This window comes from Flagellimonas okinawensis, assembly GCF_029194005.1.
GTDB classification, from domain to species: Bacteria; Bacteroidota; Bacteroidia; order Flavobacteriales; family Flavobacteriaceae; genus Flagellimonas; species Flagellimonas okinawensis.
This window is the reverse complement of the sequence record NZ_JARFVA010000005.1, coordinates 24,935-46,928: the sequence shown is the minus strand read 5'-3', so window position 1 is coordinate 46,928 and position 21,994 is coordinate 24,935. Positions and strand designations below refer to the sequence as shown.

The 21,994-nt window shown below is 38.6% G+C and carries 23 protein-coding genes; 4 read left to right on the top strand and 19 right to left on the bottom strand.

What is annotated here, in order from left to right; translation table 11 throughout:
* The first annotated feature begins 521 nt into the window (after positions 1-521).
* The 3 genes from PY091_RS13785 (at position 522) to PY091_RS13775 (ending at position 7,869) form a co-directional block, all read left to right on the top strand.
* Positions 522-3,722 (top strand): SusC/RagA family TonB-linked outer membrane protein, encoded by a 3,201-nt coding sequence (locus PY091_RS13785; RefSeq protein ID WP_275650238.1) that lies wholly within the window; start codon positions 522-524, stop codon positions 3,720-3,722.
* 6 nt (positions 3,723-3,728) lie between these two features.
* Complete coding sequence (locus tag PY091_RS13780) at positions 3,729-5,420, top strand: RagB/SusD family nutrient uptake outer membrane protein (RefSeq protein WP_275650237.1); 1,692 nt, start codon at positions 3,729-3,731, stop codon at positions 5,418-5,420.
* A 136-nt stretch (positions 5,421-5,556) separates the two neighbouring features.
* Positions 5,557-7,869, top strand: coding sequence for a glycoside hydrolase family 3 protein (locus PY091_RS13775; RefSeq protein WP_275650236.1), 2,313 nt, complete (start codon positions 5,557-5,559; stop codon positions 7,867-7,869).
* A gap of 365 nt (positions 7,870-8,234) precedes the next feature.
* Here the strand turns inward: PY091_RS13775 and PY091_RS13770 are convergent, their stop codons facing one another.
* The 13 genes from PY091_RS13770 to rhuM all read right to left on the bottom strand — a co-directional run bounded on the left by PY091_RS13770 (position 8,235) and on the right by rhuM (position 16,570).
* Entirely contained in the window at positions 8,235-8,735 is a 501-nt protein-coding gene (locus PY091_RS13770) for a hypothetical protein (RefSeq protein WP_275650235.1), read from the bottom strand.
* Between the two features lie 22 nt (positions 8,736-8,757).
* Positions 8,758-9,150 carry a hypothetical protein gene (locus tag PY091_RS13765; protein WP_275650234.1) on the bottom strand — a complete coding sequence of 131 codons (393 nt, stop codon included), beginning with the start codon at positions 9,148-9,150 and terminating at the stop codon, positions 8,758-8,760.
* Between the two features lie 3 nt (positions 9,151-9,153).
* Positions 9,154-9,822 (bottom strand): hypothetical protein, encoded by a 669-nt coding sequence (locus tag PY091_RS13760; RefSeq protein ID WP_275650233.1) that lies wholly within the window; start codon positions 9,820-9,822, stop codon positions 9,154-9,156.
* A gap of 135 nt (positions 9,823-9,957) precedes the next feature.
* Positions 9,958-10,398: a hypothetical protein gene (locus PY091_RS13755; protein WP_275650232.1), complete on the bottom strand. Its 441-nt coding sequence runs from the start codon at positions 10,396-10,398 to the stop codon at positions 9,958-9,960.
* A 42-nt stretch (positions 10,399-10,440) separates the two neighbouring features.
* The gene (locus PY091_RS13750) at positions 10,441-11,322 is read right to left on the bottom strand and encodes an amidohydrolase family protein (RefSeq protein ID WP_275650231.1); all 882 of its coding nucleotides are present in this window, start codon (positions 11,320-11,322) and stop codon (positions 10,441-10,443) included.
* A gap of 241 nt (positions 11,323-11,563) precedes the next feature.
* The gene (locus PY091_RS13745) at positions 11,564-12,244 is read right to left on the bottom strand and encodes a hypothetical protein (RefSeq protein WP_275650230.1); all 681 of its coding nucleotides are present in this window, start codon (positions 12,242-12,244) and stop codon (positions 11,564-11,566) included.
* A 41-nt stretch (positions 12,245-12,285) separates the two neighbouring features.
* Positions 12,286-12,603, bottom strand: a complete 318-nt coding sequence (locus PY091_RS13740) for a hypothetical protein (protein ID WP_275650229.1) — start codon at positions 12,601-12,603, stop codon at positions 12,286-12,288.
* 348 nt (positions 12,604-12,951) lie between these two features.
* A complete protein-coding gene (locus tag PY091_RS13735; RefSeq protein WP_275650228.1) occupies positions 12,952-13,818 on the bottom strand; it encodes an IS3 family transposase in 867 nt (288 codons plus the stop codon).
* On the bottom strand, positions 13,815-14,090 hold the full coding sequence (locus PY091_RS13730) for a transposase (RefSeq protein WP_275650227.1): 276 nt from the start codon (positions 14,088-14,090) through the stop codon (positions 13,815-13,817). The genes PY091_RS13735 and PY091_RS13730 overlap by 4 nt, the downstream gene beginning before the upstream one ends.
* A gap of 30 nt (positions 14,091-14,120) precedes the next feature.
* Positions 14,121-14,549 (bottom strand): hypothetical protein, encoded by a 429-nt coding sequence (locus PY091_RS13725; protein WP_275650226.1) that lies wholly within the window; start codon positions 14,547-14,549, stop codon positions 14,121-14,123.
* Positions 14,550-14,616: 67 nt separating this feature from the next.
* Complete coding sequence (locus PY091_RS13720; protein ID WP_275650225.1) at positions 14,617-15,141, bottom strand: hypothetical protein; 525 nt, start codon at positions 15,139-15,141, stop codon at positions 14,617-14,619.
* 22 nt (positions 15,142-15,163) lie between these two features.
* Complete coding sequence (locus PY091_RS13715; protein WP_275650224.1) at positions 15,164-15,529, bottom strand: hypothetical protein; 366 nt, start codon at positions 15,527-15,529, stop codon at positions 15,164-15,166.
* Between the two features lie 15 nt (positions 15,530-15,544).
* Positions 15,545-16,570 carry a virulence RhuM family protein/type II toxin-antitoxin system death-on-curing family toxin gene (gene rhuM / locus PY091_RS13710; RefSeq protein WP_417957272.1) on the bottom strand — a complete coding sequence of 342 codons (1,026 nt, stop codon included), beginning with the start codon at positions 16,568-16,570 and terminating at the stop codon, positions 15,545-15,547.
* 119 nt (positions 16,571-16,689) lie between these two features.
* Between rhuM and PY091_RS13705 the strand changes: the two genes are divergently transcribed.
* Positions 16,690-17,853 (top strand): IS4 family transposase, encoded by a 1,164-nt coding sequence (locus PY091_RS13705; protein WP_093980379.1) that lies wholly within the window; start codon positions 16,690-16,692, stop codon positions 17,851-17,853.
* A gap of 100 nt (positions 17,854-17,953) precedes the next feature.
* Here the strand turns inward: PY091_RS13705 and PY091_RS13700 are convergent, their stop codons facing one another.
* The 6 genes from PY091_RS13700 to PY091_RS13675 form a co-directional block, all read right to left on the bottom strand.
* Positions 17,954-18,355 (bottom strand): hypothetical protein, encoded by a 402-nt coding sequence (locus tag PY091_RS13700; protein ID WP_275650223.1) that lies wholly within the window; start codon positions 18,353-18,355, stop codon positions 17,954-17,956.
* Between the two features lie 46 nt (positions 18,356-18,401).
* Complete coding sequence (locus PY091_RS13695; protein WP_275650222.1) at positions 18,402-18,857, bottom strand: DUF2750 domain-containing protein; 456 nt, start codon at positions 18,855-18,857, stop codon at positions 18,402-18,404.
* Between the two features lie 239 nt (positions 18,858-19,096).
* The gene (locus PY091_RS13690) at positions 19,097-19,570 is read right to left on the bottom strand and encodes a hypothetical protein (RefSeq protein WP_275650221.1); all 474 of its coding nucleotides are present in this window, start codon (positions 19,568-19,570) and stop codon (positions 19,097-19,099) included.
* 336 nt (positions 19,571-19,906) lie between these two features.
* Positions 19,907-20,182: a hypothetical protein gene (locus tag PY091_RS13685; RefSeq protein ID WP_275650220.1), complete on the bottom strand. Its 276-nt coding sequence runs from the start codon at positions 20,180-20,182 to the stop codon at positions 19,907-19,909.
* A 105-nt stretch (positions 20,183-20,287) separates the two neighbouring features.
* Complete coding sequence (locus PY091_RS13680) at positions 20,288-21,454, bottom strand: erythromycin esterase family protein (RefSeq protein ID WP_275650219.1); 1,167 nt, start codon at positions 21,452-21,454, stop codon at positions 20,288-20,290.
* A 19-nt stretch (positions 21,455-21,473) separates the two neighbouring features.
* Positions 21,474-21,959, bottom strand: a complete 486-nt coding sequence (locus PY091_RS13675; protein WP_275650218.1) for a DUF695 domain-containing protein — start codon at positions 21,957-21,959, stop codon at positions 21,474-21,476.
* Positions 21,960-21,994: the final 35 nt, after the last annotated feature.

Here is a 21,994-nt window from a genome sequence, read left to right as displayed (position 1 = left end):
ATTAGGTTGTCAGTATTGATTGTTCGATATTATCAATACTATAATAATAGTTGTTTTATGTTGCCAACTACGCAATATTAAAAATTATTGGGATGAATACATCATTTTTATTTTTTTTAAAAAAAATCACTATTTCCCCGGTAATTGTTATGAACAATTGATTTTATCCCATCATTTTCCTTGAAGCCAAATTAGGACCGGAACAGGCGAAAGCGCGAAAACACTACTATTAAGGAAATGTTAAGTCAACCTTAATTATGAATTTAATAATATAACTATCCCAAATTTACATTTATCGAAAACGTTTGCGATAACCTTAATATTTATCTATACTTTTATGGATATAACAAAATTAACGGTAACTATTTGCTATTTCGGGATTTTAATGTTTTAATTTGCATTTAACAGTTGAAGTGTTTTATTAACATTATACTGTTTTATTCACAATAAATTAACTTAATTTTTTAACTATTTAAACTAAATCTCGTACGTATTAACTAACTAGACAAACCTTGATCATTATGAATGAAAACAGACGTTCATGGCACAATCTTGCTAAGCCATGTTTATCTCTTGCTCTAGGGTTTTTATTGATGCTGTTCAGCAGCTCAGTTATCAGAGCCCATGAAAATCCTTTGGATTTTAATCCAAATCCAGACCAATCCCAGATTACGGGTACGGTCACCGATCAGAACGGGGAACCATTGATCGGTGCCAACGTATTGGTGAAAGGTACCACCAATGGTACACAGACCGACTTTGATGGGAATTACACCATCAGTGCCGATTCCAATGCTACTTTGATTTTTAGTTATGTTGGATTCTCAACACAAGAAGTAGCGATAAGTGGAAGGTCTGTTGTAGATGTTACGCTATCCGAAGATGCGAGCCAACTTGATGAAGTAGTAGTATTAGGGTACTCTACTCAAACAAGAGGTGACCTGACAGGTTCCGTAGCTTCGGTAGATCTATCTGAAGCCACCAAAGCGCCGATTGTGAACGCTGCGGAAGCATTGGAAGGTAGGGTTACCGGTGTATCCTTGATCAACTCAGGTGTTCCCGGTTCGTCACCAACGATCCGTATCCGTGGATTCGGTTCCACCAACGGTAACGACCCACTTTTCATTATTGATGGGGTACAGACCACAGATGGTTCCATTTTAAACTCCATTGATCCTGCGGACATTTTACAAATGAACGTATTGAAGGATGGTGCTGCATCTATTTATGGTGCAAGGGCATCCAATGGTGTTGTGATCGTAACCACCAAGAACGGAGGTTACAATATGGAGTCAGCAGAAATATCTTTGGATATGTACACTGGTTTTTCCAGAGCTGCCAATCTTCCAGGCCTATTGAATCCTCAACAACATGGACAAATGTTCTGGGACAGTTTCAACAATGTGGGACAAGCACCAACACATGCCCAATACGGCGATGGGGCTTCCCCTGTTGTGCCATCAACTATTTTGGGTGCGCCAGAACCGGTAACCGCAAGATCGGGAGGTTCATGGTTTGATGACATCTTTAGAAGTGCTCCTACACAAAACGTCTCCTTGCGTATGGAGAACGGTAATGCAGGTGCCAAATATTCCATGACCGCTTCTTACCTAAACCGTCAAGGTATCCAATTGGAGTCTTCCTTTAAAAGGGGACTGATGAGGGTAAACTCCGAGTTCAAGGTTGGGGAAAAAGTTAGGATAGGACAGCACTTGAACGTATCCTTTGCCAACAGTAGTGCTCCAAAGAATCCAAACACAAGTTTGGGTGGCAGCCCATTGATGTTGGCCATGAGAAACTCCCCATTATTGCCAGCCTACACGGACGCAGGCAACTACGCGGGAACTTATTCCAACGCATTGGACCTATCCAACCCTACCAACCCGGTGGCGGATTTGAGAAGGGCCGGTGATAACTTCTACAAGACCTTCAGGATATTGGGCGACATTTATGCTACCTATCAGATCGTGGATGGACTTACCCTTAAATCATCCATTGGTGGTGACGCAGAGCTTTTGAGTACAAGAGCGTTCTTGCCGACCAACCCTGAGCACTCCGAAGCCAGATCGACCAATTCATTGACCGAGTCGGACACGGATGCCTTTAGCTGGGTGTGGACAAATACCTTGAATTACAACAAAACCTTCGGAGATCACAACATCAATGCATTGTTTGGTCTTGAAGCTGTTGAGAACAGGAGTAAATTCAAATCGGTGACCGTTACGGACTTTTTGTTCGAAACCCCTGATTATTATCTTCCTGATACTGGAACCGGAGATCCTATTGTAAGTGCTGGCGACAACACCACATCCCTTTTCTCCGTATTCGGTAGCATCAACTACTCATATGGCAACAAGTATTACTTGACCGCTACATTGCGTAGGGATACTTCTTCCAACTTCTTGGGAGATAACCAAAGTGATACCTTCCCTGCGGTAAGTGCAGGATGGTTGTTGAGCGAAGAAGATTGGTTCGATTCAAGCTGGTTGAACCGTGTGAAGTTCAAAGGATCTTACGGTGAATTGGGTAACCAACAGGTGCCCGTAGTAGGTCCGACCCTTACTCAGGCCGGTATCGATGTTGGACAATCCAACTATGCATTCAACGGAAGTGGAGCTCCTTCCACTGGTGCCATTATTTCTGCCATTGGAAACCCTGATTTGAGATGGGAAACTTCCCAAACCAGTAACCTTGGTGTGGAATTGGGCTTTTTGGACAATAAGTTGAGCGTAGAGTTTGAACTGTTCAAGATCACTACAGAGGATTTGATCGCGCAGGATTTGCAATTGATCAGTACCACTGCTCCTGATGCCAATGCTCCTTTCGTAAACTTGGGAAGCATAGAGAACAAAGGTTTCGATTTGGCAATTGGATACAGGGACCAAACAGATTCCGGTTTCCGCTATGGTGTAGATTTCAACCTTTCTTCTTACAAGAACGAAGTAACCGACCTTATCTATAACCAACAGTTCGGAGATCCTGGATTCAGGGGTGGAGCTATTACAGTGACCGAAGTGGGACAGCCTATCTCCTATTTCTATGGTTTTGATGTGATCGGTATCTTCCAAAGTGAATCAGAAGTAGGGTCTTCTCCTGACCAACAGTTCGAAAATGATGCTGATGGTGTTGGACGTTTCAAGTACAGGGATGTTAACGACGATGGTGTGATCAATGACTCGGATAGAACCAACATAGGTTCTCCGCACCCGGATTTCACTTACGGTATCAACCTTAATTTAGGGTATAAGAACTGGGATCTTTCCGCATTTTTCTCCGGCGTACAGGGTAGGGATGTATACAACTATTCCAAAATCTTTACCGATTTCCCGACCTTCTTCTTCGGAAACAGAAGCACAAGAGTGTTGGATTCCTGGTCACCACAGAATACAGGTGGATCATTGCCTGCTCTTGGAACATCGGTTGTTAACCGTGAGACAAGCCCTAACTCCTATTTTGTTGAGGACGCATCTTACCTAAGATTGAAGAACCTTCAGATCGGGTATACCTTACCTGATACCATTTTGGACAAATTGGGCATGAACCAGATCAGATTGTATTTACAGGCATCCAACCTGTTCACTATCACCGACTATAGTGGAATGGATCCTGAAATTCCAATTCTGGTAACTGATGGGTCTGCTGATAACCTTACACAAGGAATCGATACGGCTCCTTATCCTTTGGCCCAAGTTTATACGTTTGGTGTTAACTTAAAATTCTAAAAAAAAATGATTAAGAGAATATTTATTATTGCTATACTCATAGGTACTGCATTTGCATGTAAAGATGATTTTACAGAGCAGAGTCCCATTGGAGTTTTGTCCGACGAGGCAACGGCCAATGAGACTGGAGTAAATCTTTTATTGACAGGTGCCTATTCTGCTCTTGATGGAGTTCGATTGAACCAATTGGGCAATGGTTTTGCCATTGCTCCCGACAACTGGTGGGCTGATGCCATGTCCGATGATGCACATAAAGGAAGTACCGATGGTGACCAAGTGGAATTGTTCCAATTGGAGACTTACGACATCCAGACCAGTAACCCATATATCCTTGGTAAGTGGATGTCCCTTTATGCCGGTGTAAACCGTGCCAATGCCGTAATTTCACTGATCTCAACTATTGAAGAAGGTGATTTCTCCGCGCAGTTGGCCGAGGCGCGATTCCTAAGAGGTTATTTTAACTTTGAACTACAAAAAATGTTCGGGAACCCAGCCTATATCTCCGAGGAGAACTATGCCAATGTTGAGTTCAACCAACCCAATACCGGGGACATTTGGGCGGAAGTAGGGGCTGATTTCCAATATGCCATCGATAACCTTCCGGATGCACAATCCGAAGCTGGAAGACCTACATCTTGGACCGCAAAGGCCTTTATGGGCAAAACACAGTTGTACCAATCCAATTGGGCCGCTGCCTTGACTATGTTCCAGGATGTGATCAACAATGGACCTTACAGCTTAAATGCTGAATTCGTGGATAACTTCAACGCTGCCGGTGAAAACTCAGCAGAGTCTGTTTTCGCTGTTCAATATGCTGCCGATGGCGGACAATCTTTGAACGGTAACCAAGGGGGTACATTGAATTTCCCAGGTGGTGGACCTATCAACACTTGTTGTGGATTCTTCCAGCCTTCACAGGATTTGGTAAATACATTCCAAACCGATGGTAGTGGTCTTCCTTTATTGGATACCTACAACCAGAGCGATGTAACGAACGACCAGCTTGTGGCAACTGATGATCCTTTTACACCTCATACCGGACCTTTGGATCCAAGATTGGATTATACCGTAGGTCGTAGAGGTATCGATTACAATGGCTTTGGTGTCATGGTAGGTCAGGAATGGATTCGTTCTACGGATGCCGATATCTCAGGCCCTTATTTGGCTGCTAAGAACATGTACCAGGCCGATGAACTTGACGCCAGTCAAGGTTTGGGTGCATGGGGCCAACAACACTCCGGTCTTAACTATAACATCATGAGATATGCTGACGTTCTTTTGATGGCTGCGGAAGCAGCTGTGGAAACTGGAGATCTACCTACAGCACTTGACTATGTAAATCAAGTTAGAAACAGGGCCAAAAACATGACATACGTAATGAACGAAGCTGGTGATGCTCCCGCAGCAAACTATGCCGTTGAGCCTTACGGTTCTTTCCCTGATGCAGCTTTTGCAAGACAGGCCGTCCGATTCGAAAGAAGATTGGAATTGGGCATGGAAGGCCACCGTTTGTTCGATTTGAGAAGATGGGGCGTATCCGCAGATGTCTTGAACACTTATGTAGTCAATGAAACGAGGACCATAGCCACATTGGATTCCAAAGTAAGAACATATCAAAGTTTTATGGACCTGTTCCCTATTCCAATAACAGCCATTGACCTTAGTGGTAATGTACTTACTCAAAACCCAGGGTATTAAATAGTTTAATTGAGTTTAGTTAAGCGTTTATTCGTTTAGTACCTGATGGCCTTGTAGTGATACAAGGCCATTTTTAATTATGAAAAGGCTTGACTACCTTTATTCGGATGGATCGAACAAACCAAAACCAAACACTATGCAAACTTTAAGGACATATTTTAAATGGGGCACCCTTCCCCTAGCTGCACTTATGATCGGTTGCGGCCCCAAATTCAAGGAAGAGATAAAAGAAGGTTACCATTTGGTCAACAATGAGAACGGCGCTGTGCTTGGATACAGCCCGGGTTCCGATGTCAATATCATAACGGTGGACCGATTGGCTTTCAAGGACCTCAATAAGAATTCCACCCTAGATCCATATGAAGACTGGAGACTTCCTGCAGAGGAAAGGGCAAATGACCTGGCCTCAAAAATGAGCGTGGAACAAATTGCAGGTCTTATGCTCTATAGTGCCCACCAGTCCATTCCCGGTGGCGGCAACAGCTTTTTTGGGGCCGTGACCTATAATGGCAAACCCTATAAGGAAAGTAGTGCCCTACCCAGCGACCTCTCTGATGCGCAAAAAAAATTCCTTGAGGAGGACAATGTAAGGCATGTGCTCATTACCAGTGTGGAATCCCCGGCGATTGCCGCACAATGGAACAATAATGCCCAGGCCATGGTCGAGGGCCTTGGTTTGGGCATCCCGATCAATACAAGCTCCGATCCAAGACATGGTAGCGACTCCTACGCCGAGTTCAATGCAGGTGCTGGAGGTAAAATTTCGATGTGGCCCAGTACCTTGGGCATTGCGGCCAGTTTCGATCCAGCCCTAATGCAACAGTTTGGTGAAATCGCCTCTCAGGAGTACAGGGCCTTAGGGATTTCCACTGCCCTTTCCCCACAGATAGACCTTGCCACGGAGCCACGTTGGTCCCGTTTTGATGGCACCATGGGTGAAGACCCTGAACTGGCCGCCGACATGGCCAGGGCCTATGTGGAAGGCTTTCAGGCCTCCGAAAACGGGGATTGGGGCAATCGTAGCGTTAATGCCATGGTCAAACATTGGCCGGGAGGTGGACCGGAAGAGGGCGGACGAGATGGTCATTTTGGCTACGGGGCCTATGCTGTTTATCCCGGTAACAATCTGGAAGACCATTTAAAACCGTTTACCGAAGGTGCCTTTGATCTTAAGGGTCCGACAGAAATGGCCGCGGCCGTTATGCCCTACTATACCATTTCATACGAAAGGGACACCAAGAATGGGGAAAATGTCGGGAATGCCTACAACAAATATTTGATTACCGACCTGCTCCGTGGCAAATATGGCTATGATGGTGTTGTATGCACCGATTGGGGAATTACCAGCGATGCTCCGAATGTTTACGAATTTAGAGGAAAACCTTGGGGTGTGGAAACCATGAGCGTTGCCGAGAGGCACTACAAGATCATTGAAGCAGGTTGCGATCAATTTGGGGGCAACAATGATATGGGACCGGTTCTGGAGGCTTATCAAATGGGCGTTGAAGAACATGGTGAGGAGTATATGCGTGAACGTTTCGAGGTCTCTGCCGTTCGCTTGCTCAAGAACATCTTTAGAACAGGGCTTTTCGAAAACCCATATTTGGACGTTTCACAGACCGAAGCCACCGTTGGCAAAGCGGATTTTATGGCAGCTGGTTACACCGCCCAGCTCAAATCAATCGTTATGTTGAAGAACAGGGCTAAGACACTTCCTGTGAAGGAAAAGAAAAAAGTTTATGTGCCGCAGCGTTATGTGGCCCCTACGGTAAATTGGTTTGGGGTTGCCACACAGGAGCGTACCGAACATCCATTTAATATGGAAGTGGTGGGTAAGTATTTTGACATCGTGGATAACCCCGATGAAGCAGATCTGGCACTTGTTGGTATCGAAAACCCAAATGGAGGGGTCGGTTATGACATTACCGATAAAGAAAACGGAGGCAATGGCTATGTCCCCATAAGTCTTCAATACGGCACCTATACCGCCACCAGTGCACGCGAAAAGAGCATTGCCGCGGGCAGCCCATTGGAGGAAGGGGTCTTGAACCGCTCCTACAAGGGTAAAACCACAACAGCAGTGAATATTTCGGATATGTCCCTGGTCACGGATACCAAAAGAAGAATGGGCGATAAACCTGTTGTAGTAATCGTGAAAGTGGCAAAGCCCATGGTATTCTCGGAAATAGAGGACGCCGCCGATGCCATTCTAGTACATATGGGCGTACAGGACCAGGCCATATTGGATATCGTAACCGGTAAAACGGAACCCTCTGCCCTATTGCCTTTCCAAATGCCCAAAGACATGATGAGCGTTGAATCACAGTTCGAGGATGTTCCCAGGGACATGGAACCCTATCTGGACTCAGAAGGAAACAAATATGATTTTGCCTTTGGACTTGATTGGAAAGGGGTTATTGACGATGACAGGACCAAAGCTTATAAATAGAAGCTTGAGCTTGGAAAAGGTCTCCTAAAAAGGAGGCCTTTTTTTCTGATGAACCCTGAATTTGCCAGCTATTATTCCATCGTTTATTTGAACTTTTTGTCTTTTTGGGATTATTTGATTTTACCTATTCTTCCAACTATTAGCAATCCAATTCCGAGTCCAACTAAGAGTCCAGAGAGAAAATCCATAGGTTCATTTCTCAGGACAAATCGAATGACAATTCCAGCTATTAGGATAACTAACCCAATGATTCTAACTTTATTCATACTGTTTTATGTTTTTAATAGGCATCATTATAAATCGTTTATTTGAACTTTGTTTTGAATCCCCTCTCAAAAGCTGTTTATTTATAACTGGACGGTATTTTAATTTGTAGATACCGTTCCTACTATTATTATCATAAACCCAGCTAAAGAGAAAAGATAGTCGGCTGGTCTTAATTTTCTCCCGTCATTTGGGTCAATTCTGTCCGAGTCCAGTCTTAAAGTGGTTACAATAAAATTATCTCCATAAATTCTTTTATTTATTAAATTCAAAATGAACGAAGTGACAATCGTCAAAGGCAATGCTTTTAACCAGACCAAGTCATTTCCATTTACATTTTGAATTTGAGGTAAATCACGATATGTATAATAAAATACTAACTGAATCACTCCTACTAATCCCCAAATGAAAAGTATTTTGTTATTCCAAAACCGTTTATGGTAAACATCAAATATTAAGAAGACATAACACAACGGAATTACAAAATAAAAATCTTGAATCCATTCTCGATCATAAAGATTCAGCATATAAATTAATGCGACAATTAAGTGGATTCCTATGTATGCAAACAACAAAATCTTGTCTATTCTTTTCAATGTCACTACAATCGTTTATTTGAACTTTTTAGTTTGTTGGATCATCCTTTGTGAAACTTGTACTGGATTCACCATCAGGTGTTATGTCTAGAGATTTCCCTTTTACAAATAATATGCCTCTTGCATATTTTTCAAAATCCAGACCTGATTCATTAAAGGTCTTCCAATTGCTAAATTCAATTTCGCAAAAACCATTTTCACTTCTATTCCAGTTTCCTGTGTCAGTAATAATTTTGCCTCCTATTCTGTAATAATGTAAAAATGACCCATCCTTATTCAGTTCCAAATAATTTGTGGCATTTGGATCATTATTACATACATATTTTCCAGTAACCTCTTCAGGGCATTCACTTAAATCCAAACAACCATTGTTTAATGTTAGAATTAATAGACCTAAAAAAGAGGCAACAGTACTTCTCATCGTTTATTTGAACTTTGCTTTAATTTGTTTCCATATTGAATTAGCATTGTTGCCATTTGTTTTTATTCCATCTATAAAAGTGTCCAATTCAGTTTGCTCCAAATTATTTGAATCATCATAAATCAAATAAAAAGTCAATACGAATTTGCTAACTTGGTAATTTAAAACTCTCAAATTTGATGGGATTGGATTAATGCTGTTTTTGGTTTTATAGTCGAACCCATATTCAGTGGAAAGTGCTCCTGTCATTTGATTTCTCAAAATCCTTTTTGCATTCATGGGTACTTCGTTAGTCTTTTTTGCCAAATAAGGTGCCCACATTAATTCATACTTATTGATACTCCGAATATTCAGATTGCTTCCGCCTTTCAATGCCCTGATGTGAAATAAATAACATGCAATTACTGGTCTTCCACTATTTTTTTTGAGTACAAATACAGGTGGAAAAATTCCCTTTTCAAAGCTGTCCAAGTCCTTTTTTGAAAATTCCGAGTTTTCTGGAAAAACATATTCTGCTTTGAATTTTTCAAAAATAACACCGTCATCGACTTTAAATCCACTTGGAATAGGTATTGAAATTCCGATGTCGTTCAATTCAATAGAATTTTCTAAAATTCCAACTTTAGGTTTGAATTTCAGTTCTCGAATTTTTATTTGGTCTGTTAATTTCATTCTAATTAATGGAAGCTTGTTTAAAGAAAGTAAAATACATCACCATTATCGTTTATTTGAACTTTGATTGTGGTTACCCATTACTTTATCCTAGCTATTCTGACTATTTCACCATAACCCTCATTAAAGGTTCCTTTATATCCAATTTTCTAGTCGCCATCCGTCTTTTAAATTTTCAAAGATTTCAGGAATGCTCCACATTCCATACGGGGAGAACTTTTTTTGCTCATCACTTAGCTCTTCAACAACCTCAGATTTATCCCCTTCATTTATTATTCTCCATCCAGAACCAAATACATTTTCTGTTCTATATCGTTTTGGTATGGTGAAGTCAAGAGACAAAGGTATGTTTCCAATAAGATTAACACCTTTATCTTTGATACCATAGCGGTACGGAAAATCTAAAAAGAAAAAGTCATCTTTTATTATTGAATAAATATCAATGGGACGTTCATCATAAACCCTGTAGAAAACCCTCATTTTTTCTAATAAAGTTTCATTTTCAGCTTCCTTCACATATTGTAAATAAACTTTTTTTCCGTCTTCTTCTAATTCAATAATATCGCCTAATGTCATTTTTTATAATGTCAGTCAAACCATTAATCGTTTATTTGAACTTTATTCTTTAAACATACCTGAATCGATTCCAGGTATTATCTTAAGAGCGTTTTTATAATAGATTTTTTTAAGCACTTCATCAGACAAACCCATTCCATACAAGCTCCAAAAGGCATGATATTTTTTATGGTATGGGAAGTATTCATCAGTTGTTTCCAAAGTCCTGAAGTATGTTGCATATTCTGATGGCACCCATGAATCCTTTCCGAACAAAATCCTATCTTGATGAGCTTCAAAAAAATCCTTGGCCGTTATGGGTTGTCTGCCCAATTCCCCGATGACTGCGCCAAACTCAACATACACATTTGAGTATTTATTCAAAATCATCGAAAGCTGCTCCAAATTATTTCCATACCAACCAAAGTGTGCATTAATAAAAATAGTATTGGGGTGTTTGGAAAAAACATCATGTTGTTCTTTCATCAATTGTTCCCAAGGTGGGATTGTACTGTTTGAATAGTTGCGATCTGGATATTTATATAATTCGAGCCACCTTTCATTTTTTTCATCCATTGGATCCCAAAAAGACTTTGGAGCACCAGAATGAATAAGAACTGGTATCCCAAGTTCTCCACATATTGCCCAGATGGGATCCAACCGAGCGTCGTTGATTGGGATCCTATTGCCATGAATGTCCAAATGGGTCATGCCCAATTCTTTGAAAATCTTTAAACCACTGGCTCCGTTGGCAACATCCTCCTTAAGTTGGTCCACCGTGTATTCCGTCCATTGCACGAACCCAAATCCCTGAAAGTCGATATTTGCAAACACCGCCATCCTATTCGACATACTATTTTTGCTCACATTCTCCACCTTCTCCTTTAATGTGGATCCCCAACCTCCACTGAGGTTGACCATGAAACTCATGTTTAAAGTGTCCATAGCCGTCTTAAGCTTTTTGAAATCTTCTGGTGTCTTTAAATTTTGGTGACTATGAACATCTATAAAAGGGAACTTCGAAGCGGTTATAATATGCTCAGGAACCACCAAAGTAGAAGTTGGGTTATATTTCTCTATTGTAATTTGAGCATTCAACCAAAGCGGAACTAGGCCTATTATAGCAATCAATTCTAATTTTATTATCCTCAATTCCACTTGTTGTTTGAATCGTTTATTTGAACTTTTATGGCTGTTGATTTTGGTTCATTATCTGGATGAAAGTTTCATGCAAATAAACTCTCTTCAACTCGCTATTTTCTTTCTTGTTGTAAATCAAAATTTCAAATTCGGTTTCAGGCCTTAACTCTTGTAATGGTCCAGCCAACATTTCGGATTCCACTCTAGCAAGTGTATCCAAATAATTTGTCTTAGCGGAAATTATCAAATTCCCTATTACCTGTTTGGCTTGATTTATAATATCACTTTCCGAGTTCTGAAAATAGTTGTGCCTTACAATTTCCACGTTTTCACTTTCAAGGTCATATAGAAATCCAAAAACACTGTCTTTAGTAATTATTGCCCCCTTTTTTACAAAATCGAAAGGAGGATTAACATTGGTGGAACGTTGTTCAATGAATGCAAGCGAATCCAATTCGTCGAAATTTAGTTTCAAGCTGGAAAAGATTTCTGAAATTAGTGCGGTACGTTTGTTATGATTCTCTTTAGCCTGATACAGTAACTCTTGTTCTGGAGTTCTTCCACTATCTAGCTTATAGACAATTGTTGTATCGATGTATTGTTTTACATATTCTTCATTTTGATAGACCTCCCAATCACTCTTGAAATTTTCGTCATATAATTCCTTAAAGCTTTGAGCATTTGCGAATGAGCAAATCAATAATATTAATACAAGTGGTTTTTTCATTGATTAGACCAGTTATGCTTATGGTTTATTTGAACTTTGATTTAATTTATAATCAATTTATCTAGCGTGAACAATGTTACTATTGTCCCAACAATAGCCCAGTCACGAATTTTAATACTGTAAAAATCTCTTATTGGTTTGATGACCAACATAAAAGCCAGAATGAAAAACACAGCCAGAATAGCGCCTATACTTATATAATCTCCTTGATCCTCCAACAATACCTTACCATTGACACCCATTGCGATTAGTATAAACCCAATTGAGTATATCAATAAACTCGATACACTTGTAATCCATCCCCAACGCTTACCTTTTAACAAAAGAATTCCTGATATCAAACCCAATAATCCTGACAAGAAAACAAAATGAGCTTGTTTGAATAATTTAAATAGAGATATTCTTTCATGTCAGAAGACTTATGACTAATAGTCTCAAAATCAGGTAATGTTGCACTGGCTAACCTGAAAATAGAAAGTAAAGAAACAAGAAGTATCAATTTATACTCTTTCATCGTTTATTTGAACTTTATTTTTTCGAATTCCATTTTAAAAGGGATTTTATCTTGTCTATGTATAATTCCCCCCATTGTTAGGACAATAAATCTTTAAAAATAAGTTTAATGATGATGTTGAAAGAGGGGGGTCTGGGGGGAGACTCATAACCTGCCCGATTTGTTGAAAACCCTTTTTGCCTCTTTGGTACCATCATGCCACTTGTTTCTTGCTCTGTTGATAAATTGTTAATGGGGTTTCTTCCCCTAGGCTTTGATGCCTGCGCTCATTGTTGTAATACCTAAAATATTCCTCCAGCCCACGGTAGCACTGCAGACCGTCATCGGCCGGGAACAGGTACACGTGCTCGTACTTTACGTCGCGCCAGAGGCGCTCGATAAATATGTTGTCCAGTGCCCTTCCCTTGCCGTCCATGCTCAGGCGTATGCCCTGCTGTGGTGCCGTGGCCCAATCACAGAACTCATGGGCGGTAAACTGGCTTCCTTGGTCAGTGTTGAGGATCTGCGGCGAACCGTGTTCTTCTATGGCGGCCTCCAAGGTCTTTCTGCACCATTCTGATGTCATTGTATTGGAAAGTGACCAGCCTACTACATAGCGGCTGTACAGGTCGATTATCCCGCAAAGGTACAAATAGCCACCGCGAACCGAGATATAGGTGATGTCCATGGCCCATACCTGACCACAGCGTGTTACTTCTAAGTTTCTCAAGAGGTATTTGTATATTCTGTGCAGTTCCCCCTTGCCTTTCTTGGAAGTGTTGGGCTTAGGGCCAATGGCAGATATCCCCATAAGCCTATACAACCGCTCAATTCGTTTCTTGTTGATGCAGTGCCCCATGTCACGGTTAAGCCAGGTAACCATACGGGGAACGCCAAGCCAAGGGTGCAACATGTGCTTTTCATCAATCTGACGCATCAGTGCCAGATTCAGGTCGGTCTCCTGTTTTGGACGGTAATACACCCCACTGCGGTGGAGCTCCAAAAGCTCGCACTGGCGCAGTATGCTCAGCTTGGATTTTTTATCCACCAGTTCCCTTCTTTGCTTTCCGGACTTACTCATGATGAGGCCTTCTTTAAAAAATCATTCTCCACCTTGAGCTGCCCTATGGTCTTTAAAAGACGTTCCTCCATCTCCTCGGACTCCGTTTTGGGATCCTTGACCTTATTGTCAAAAACGCCTTCACCGTTCTTTAAAAACTGGGCTTTCCATGTCGTTATCTGTGCCGGGTGGATATCATACTTCCTGCCCAGCTCTTGGATGGTAAAACGTTCCGATAGCGCCTCCAGCACCACCTTGAACTTGAATTTAGATGTGTGTTTCCTGCGTGTCATAATACAGTAAATTTAAGATAAAAATTAAACTTAACTTACTGTCCTATTCTCGGGGGGAATTATAATGAAAGTAATTACCAACCCAATTAAAACAAGTAAAGTTCCGTATAAAATGTCGTTTGAATTTTCGTATTCATTTAGAAAGACGATTTTATCCTTTTTCAAATTTGTCAATACATCAACACTTTCCTTTCCAAAAACCTGTTCACAAATAAGGCGATTCCCATTTTTTACAAAAACCTTTCCATTGAATTCCAATTTGTAGTAGCCGCCTCTTCTTCCTAGATTATCACAGTTCAATGGTGTCTCTAGAACCTTTGCAGATACAATCCTATTTTCCTCAGTTATTTTCTTTTTAATTACTCCATTCCTGATCACTAGCAAGGAAACAAGGACCATAAAAATACCACCAACTTTTAAACCATACTTATTGAGAAATGTGAGTGTTTTTGTTTTCAAGTCAGAGTTATAAAAATAAGTTTGAAAGGCTATTTGAATCGTTTATTTGAACTTTATCTTAAAGATTCTATTGAATGGTTGCCATCTGTTCTTTCATTTGCTTTCTAAAATAGAAGTACATGAAAATGTAAAGGGGCATACCTATAAAGAAAAATATAATAGCTCCATCCGCTCCAAAAGATTTCCCCAGTGCTTTGTAAAAATTGGATTGGTCCATAAAAGATTTCATTAGGAAAAATAAATACCCTAAAAGAACCATCACATTTGTAATAGATAAGAACAAATCAGCATGACTCCAATTTAAAAACAGTAAAGTAAGTAAGATATTCCCAAATATTAAATATAAATACAAGCCAAATGCAATTCTTGAGTTTCGACGAAAACTATCATATAAACCCAAGGCCCGATCATATGTCGAGTTTTGAAAATTTCCAGTGAGCCTAAGTTCAAACTCGTCAATCCCTCTACTCTTAAGAATGATTAATGCCTCATTTTTAAGTTCATCACTATAACCATATTGCCTATAGTTTTTAACCACATCAATCAGCTTCGTACTTTCCATCCTCTTAAGCCGCTCTAAAATATCCTCCATGTTATGAATGATTCATAATCGTTTATTTGAACTTTGTTTGTAAAGATATTTTTTCTTCAATCAGCTTTAATGCATTTCTAAATTCCATATTGTGAGTCGGTGAAGTTTTATACCTCCAATCACCTCCATTTTTCAATACAATCTTTAAAATCCAAGGGTCTTTTTTAGCAAACATCCGACCAGCTATTGATGTTGAAATATAAAGCCTCATAAACCAATTGTCATTTGGGTTGTAGTGTGAAACCCTTTTAACATCAGAATATTTAAAAGTCCTGAAATCCCAATAGTCCAAAGCCTTTATTTGAAATTCATCCCTATGAATTTTAACCATTGGAAATCCCTTTTCCTCAACTCTTAAAATTTCGTTTTCCTTTGAATCCTTAATCACAATCGTTTATTTGAACTATTGATTGCTTCTATTTAAAACACTGATCACCAAACGCTTTACTGTTTCCATTTCCTCAGGTTTGCTTGATGCTATAAATAAGGTTAAGCTAGCTAGTGTTTCGTTATTGATTATTGGTTGTTGTTTACTATTAAAAAGCATATTGTTATGTTGCAAGAATTTTAGAAAACATGCTGCCGCAATTCGTTTATTACCATCTACAAATGAATGGTTTTTCACAATCAAGTATAAAAGCATTGCAGCCTTTTCTTCTAATGTCGGATAAAAATCCGTTTCGCCAAAACCCTTTGCGACTTGGCTTAGAGAGCTTTGAAAACTGTTGTCCTTTTCCTTTCCAAATACAGCACTGTCAAATTCAGATTTCATTTGATCCACTACCTCAAAATAAGCCTCTATAGTCGGATAGGTTGCCGCTCTTGCAGTTAATCCTTTGGCATCTAATTGCTCATGGTCGTAATCGTCTAATAAACTTAAACCTTTAGCATAAACTTTAAGCCATTCATTATCTTCTACTTTTTCTTCAATGGCCCTGCTTAATATTTGTATGCCTCCTTTTAAAAGTTGTACTTCTTGCTCCTTTTGGGCCAAACGTTTTTCATTTACAGCGTACCCTTGTATAAGATATTCCTTTAGAATATTGGAAGCCCATATTCTAAATTGTGTCCCTCTTTGAGATTTTACCCTATAACCTACAGAAATTATAACATCTAGATTGTACAAGTTAACGTTGGAGGTTTGTGTTTTCCCTGCAATGGCACCGTGTTGAGTGGTTGTCCGGGATTTCCGGACAACCAGTTTTTCATCCAGTTCACCTTCTTTAAAAATATTTCGTATGTGCTCTGAAATCGTACGCTTGTTTTTTTCAAATAGTTGACCCATTTGCGCTTGGGTTAACCAAACAGTATCTTGTTCAAATTGAACATTAATTTGAGTGGAACCGTCATTGGCCTGATAAATCTCTATTTGCTTATCCGTATTCATATAGTTATGAACTGAAACCTTCTGTTTGAGATAATTTTTCATTACTGTCCCATTAAAATCTAAAATAGTTCTTTGAAATATTTGAAATATAGTTAGTTACAGAGGTTTTTCGATTAAACGGATTTCAATTTTAACTTTTGCAATTCTTATACAGATTTGCAATGCATAAAGACAAATTCGTTTTCTCACAGCTTGTTTCCTTTTTGGATAGAAACAAGTTCAATTATATTGTTCGTACCTATCGGGGGGATAAATATGTGAAGCACTTCACCTGCTGGAACCAGTTGCTCGCTTTGATGTTCGGCCAGCTCTCCAATCGTGAAAGCCTTAGGGATCTGGTAATCGCACTTGATGCCCACCGATCCAAATGTTATCATTTGGGAATGGGGAAGAATGTCTCTAAATCATCTTTGGCAAGGGCCAATCAGGACAGGGATTACCATATCTTTGAGGAGTATGCCTACTATTTGGTAAATCAGGCCAGAGAAACCAGAACTACCAACATCTTCGATCTGAGTGGCCACGTCTATGCTTTCGATTCGACAACGATCGACCTGTGTCTTTCCGTATTCTGGTGGGCAAAGTTCCGAAGGAGAAAAGGTGGCATCAAAGTACACACCTTGTATGATGTGGAAACACAGATACCGGCATTTTTTCATATTACCGAAGCTTCAGTACACGACTCAAAGGTTATGAAAGAAATTCCTTATGAACCAGGGTCCTACTATATATTTGATCGAGCCTATAACAACTTTAAGATGCTGTATAAAATCCATCAGATAGGTGCTTACTTTGTGATCAGGGCAAAGAATAACCTGCAGTACAGATCCATCAAGTGGAAACGCAGATTGCCCAGGAACGTGCTTTCAGATCTGACCATTGGGTTGACTGGATTTTACCCAAAGCAGTACTATCCTGGGTCACTGCGGCTTGTCAGATACTGGGATGAACTACAACAACGGGAGTTCGTCTTTTTGACCAATGCTACTCACATCTCAGCCCTACAGGTTGCTGAACTTTATAAGAACCGCTGGCAGGTAGAGCTGTTCTTCAAATGGCTGAAACAACACCTTAAAATCAAAAAGTTCTGGGGTACTACCGAGAATGCCGTGCGAATCCAGATCTATGCTGCCATCTGCACCTATTGTTTGGTGGCCATCGTTCAGCACGATATGAAACTGGAGAGAAGTACTTATGAAGTGCTGCAGATATTAAGCATCTCCCTGACCGATAAAACGAACCTTCGGGAACTCTTTAGCAAAACTAAATTTCAAAATGACAAAGAACGAAATAGGCTTAATGGGCCAAATTTATTTAATTTTTAAAACGTCCCAATTTTAATGGGACACTAGTGATAATTTTTGTTTAATCACTTTCAGTCGTTAGTTATCGTTTATTTGAACTTTAGTAATTATTGGTGCTAAGCTAGTTATAAAGGCTTTCATCTAAGCCAAAATAACCACCACCTATTTCTTCACATTTTTCAAGATAACTCAATAAAACATCTTCTTCATTGATTCCCCTTGCTCCGAAAAAACTAATTTTCTCATCATCTTTATGAACCAAAATTATAACTGGTTCCCCATCGTTGAGCATAAATGGTGAATTCAATTCAAATCCAACATCAGGTGTTTCCTTTTCTAAATTGTAGATAAAGTAAATACTCGTCTTACTGATGTTCTTATAATCAATCTTTCTTTTTGTTTTAAATATTATGCCTTGCACCTCAATAAAGTCATCGTCATTATAATCCTCAAATTTCTTTTTAGATTCTGAACAGCCAATTAATGAGACAACAAAGCAGAGTATGAAAATGATTTTTTTCAAATTAGTTCTGTTTAAATACGTAGTAGCTCATCGTTTATTTGAACTTTTATTCGAGTACGGCTTTCACTTGTTTCTCTAAATCCTGAATACCGCTAAATTTCCTAAAGTCTAAATCCTTTCCAAGAGACTTCAATTCATCTACTAAGTCCAGTATCAATTCATATGGTTCAGCCTCAAATCCAAACATGTTATTGTCAAATTGAGTACCTAATAAAAGTCCATCATTTTCCATTCCAACACACCAATTTTCCATAAACTCGACTAATGTTATTTCCGCTAACTCATATTCATTCCAGCCATCCTTTATGCAAGATTTGGCTCTTGCACTTTCTGACCAAAAACAAATCAACCCAATCGGGTTACCATCTTCATCTTCATAATGTACAGAGCTAGATGTTGCAAATCCCGTTTTGTTCTTCAATGCATAAACCGTTTCAGTTTCACTTACATTCTTGATAAACTTTTTATGTCGATTTTTAACAGTGATATGATCTTGGAACATTTTTCGAAAATGGTTTAGATGAATCGTTTATTTGAACTTATCATTTCTTTTTTTTAATCCTAGATAACTAGCAAAGCTTATAATTGCAATTAGCAAACATACCACCCTTACTATTCGTATATCAATCGGCAACCCTCTATATTTAACGGGTTCTGACTGGAAGTGAAGCCCAATAAACACTAATGTGAAAACAATTGCAAGAATCAAGAAATGGTTCCAGTTTTCGCTTTTCATTTATTCTAAGGGCTTTTTTCTTTTTCCAATTTATTTTTAAAACTCATCAACTCTTCTTTAGTCAAATCTTCCCGATTGATTGCGGAAATTCCTGCATAAACTGGACTTGCAACTCTTGGGGCATAGATTAACTCATCATTTATGATAAGTGCCAATCTAATATCTGCGGCATATGCTCGTTCAGTGGCATTTATCCAGTTTTCAGTAGCCTTTCCTTCATCGAATTGAATGCTCAATCCAACAAACCCATCTCTGCCTTCATATAACTCCAACTTTTCAAAATCCTTTATCTCAATAATTGGTTCAGGTTTTAAGAACACCGTTTCTTCACTCTTAAACATTTTTCTAGGAATCCCATCATTATTGTCTGACTCAAAATACCATCCAGTGGTTAGTTCTGTTTCGTCACTATTCTGAGAATAGGACTGAACAAAATTCAACACAAAAATTAAGGTCAATAAGGCCGTATTAAATTTCATTGGTAATCGTTTATTTGAACTATTCAACTACTTAAATTTCGCTTGCTATAAATTAAAAGTCCTATAAAAGTCAAACTACAAAGAATTGCCAAAACATGAAATGTTTTGATTGCTTTACATAAATCAATTCCAGAAACAAGGGATATGCAGTCTGTTAATTCTCGTGTCTCGTACTTTAAACTAACCATAGAATTGAATGCCATAAACTCAAATAATGCAATTCCAAGAAAAAGCAAAATAAGAGCAATTATGTAAAGTGTTTTTCTCAATTTATTTGAATCGTTTATTTGAACTTTTGTGTATTTCAGATTCTCATTTTAGGAGTTCATTTTTTCATTAGTTATTTAGCTTCCATATGGCCAGAATTATAAGAAAGAAAACAACGACAATAAAAATAAGCTCAACTTTTCTTTCACTTTTTTTCTTTTTCTGAATGTCAATTTTAAATTTTTCCAGCTCTGCATCGGATAGTTCGGGGAAGTCATATACAGGTTTTGATTCGGATTTTTTGAACCCCATTTTCTTCCTATCAAATTTTCCTTGGTTTTTATCCTTTCGGGCTTTTTTTCTAGCTAGGGTTGCTTTGAATTGAGATAAACTGCCTTCAGCCATTTTACTTCGATTTTTCCATGTGATTGAATCAAGCATGTCTTTATCATTTATTTGAACTTTTTAAAAGCCATTGTTTTTTAAACAAAAAAAGGTTTGAATCGATAATCATTTCAAATACTTTATTCTTTCCCCTTTCGATATAAATACAAGGGCATCGAAAAGTCTGAACCAATTGGTTTTGTCCTTTCTCAAATTAAACATTCCTTCAAATTCCTTCTCCTTAAACTCAGGATTATTATCAATTAATGCTGTTGAATCAATAAAATAATTTTTCTCGGTCGTTGGCAATAAGTGTAAAAGGTTTTCCTCATCCTCACTGGATTTTTTAATCCATTTTTCCTTTCTGTAGGGCATATTTATAGAGGATACAGCAATATGATACGACATATTGGGATTTAAATTTACAAATTGAGCTCCCATTGTTTCCCCATCCATAAAACCATACTCAAATTTTGCCATATGTGCATTGGCCAACCAAACGATGATTTTTTTATCAGAAAGGTTATTGACCAAGAAATCCAAGTTTTTGGCCATTTGTCTGTCTCGAATTGGAATACCTTTCTTTTTTCCACTGTGGGTCGTATATATTAAAACAGCACTTTTGAAACTTTCTAAAAATTGATGCCAAAGTTTATCCCGTTTAATATGCTCGTTGTCCAAAAGCTGGTTTAAGTTCAAAATCACAGAGTCAACTACTGAATCATCAAGCACCTTATTTGAAGTGGGGCCATTTTTAATTATGGCATCTATAGATGAAATGAAACTTTGATCAAATTCAATGGAATTTTTGTTTAAGAAGTCAATCAGCTTTTTTGTAAAGTTATAGTAGCTATAGGGAGAATGGGTCTGATTGTCAAAGCCCCATATCGTCACATTGTTTTTATCTAAAAAATCAAACAATTCCTTGCACTGTTCTACTCTTGACCAATGGGGGAATATATTTTTTTTATCATGTTCGAAATAAAGGCCAAAGAAATCGCTCTCAAATGCAATCTCAGTATAGCCAAGTTCCGTAACCAAATATTTTACGAAATTGGTTTTTGCCAAAAAGTCTGAGCCAATATGATGTTCTGCCTCTCCCAAAAATACAACTCTTTTACCCTCAACCCTTTTACTGATTATTTGCTCTACATCATAAGTTAACAGATTTTCAATATGGTTTAGTTCATAGATGTTCTCTTTTACCTGAGCAGAAGATAAACCGGAAAATAAAAGTACAATCAAAGCATTTAAGAAATATCTCATGAAAAGACTGTTGTTTTTTGAAATCAAATCGTTTTATTGAACTTTATTATTTTTTAAAATCTTTCAGTATCTTCTTGAAATCAGTCCACTCCCTGTCCTCATAAAAGTTTATTTCAATAGGAAAAACATCGTACTTTTCTAAAGCACCATTGAGCATTTTCATAAACTCATCTTGTTTGGTTGTATAATAAACCAATTCTTTTAAATTATTTCCTGTTCTGCTATATACGTGAGTGAAAATATCTGAATTGCTCATAGAACTTTCTAAAGCCCCCTCAAGTAAAATCATTCTTTCATTAACACTTTTTGGTGGCATTCCATTTCTCTCACTTCCATCATATTTCCATGAGACCACTGTAAGGAAAGGAAATTTACTTATGATTGAATCATTTGGGAGTTCATTCACAAACTTCATAATTATAGGAAGGTCATCTTCATAGTATCTACCTATTATTCCTTTTGGCTCTTCCATCGGATCTTTTTCTTGAGCTCTACCTTTTCCTAATCCTAAAAATGATAGCATTAAAATCATAATCAAAAATCTAACCATTTCTCAAGATACTTATG